This is a genomic window from Vibrio sp. 2033, assembly GCF_033339735.1.
Genome location: NZ_JAWOVC010000170.1, coordinates 1 through 902, shown reverse-complemented (window position 1 = coordinate 902; position 902 = coordinate 1). Strand labels below are relative to the sequence as shown.

Genomic DNA, 902 nt, shown 5'->3' with positions numbered 1-902 from the left:
TCTTAAGCTGTGTGATTTCTGAATTGGATTCTGGCGAGAAAGGGTAGAAGCGTCGGTGTTCTGCTTCTGAATGCAATCCAGGGTGTGCTTTCTTAAACTCGCAAAATAGGCTGATGTCAAAGACTAGCGCGACAGCTTTAAAGCCATTCTCGCCAGGTATGGCTTCTGCACTTCTTAAGTCAGAAGAGTTGTATAGGGTAAAGTCGCCAGCTTGTAGTTCAAATTGTTCGCCATTTGGCTGGTGGACGACTAATGCGCCTTCTTCTACTACATATAAGCCGTTATGGGTGGCGGTGTAACGTTCACTTTTACGAGCAGTGAAGTGGTTAAAGCGAATGATCTCAATGTTCGGCATATTCGTTCTTATCGTTTTCCATGACAAATAAAAAAGGCGCTCATTCGAGCGCCTTTAAACTTCATTCGGTATTATTCTTCACTTACAGTTTGTTCTGTTTGTGCTGCTGGTTGATCAGCAAATACCTGTGTTGGCTTTGCAACTAAACTGCGGTTTTCTTGGTTAACGTCCGCAAGAACGATTTCCAATGTGTCACCCAGCTTGTACACCACCTCTTTATCGATAGAGATTGTGCCGTTGTCGCCATTGCACTCAATTCGTTCTTTATTATCAAGAATCAGGGCACCAGGAATAAAGGCTGCTGCACCATTTTCGAGAAGTCGAACACGTGCACCAGCACGATTAATATCGAAAATCTCACCTGTGAAACAAGTTTGCTTGCTTGGTTCATCCGCAAGAGTACGTGCGTATAGCCAATCAGACACGTTACGCTCTGCAATTTTGTGGTGCTTACGGTGCAGTGCCAGTTCTTCACCCACTTGATCGTCAGGTTTTTGTACTGGTTCTTTATCTAGAATCACCGCCTTTAGCATACGGTGGTTGATCT

General features: G+C 44.3%; 1 protein-coding gene and 1 pseudogene. Both read right to left on the bottom strand.

Going from position 1 to position 902, the window contains the following annotated elements; translation table 11 throughout:
- Positions 1 to 355: pseudogene (locus R7P74_RS25375) on the bottom strand (AraC family transcriptional regulator); the annotation flags it as partial.
- Between the two features lie 71 nt (positions 356 to 426).
- A partial coding sequence (locus R7P74_RS25370) for a S1 RNA-binding domain-containing protein (protein WP_318123409.1) occupies positions 427 to 902 on the bottom strand: 476 nt, incomplete at its 5' end.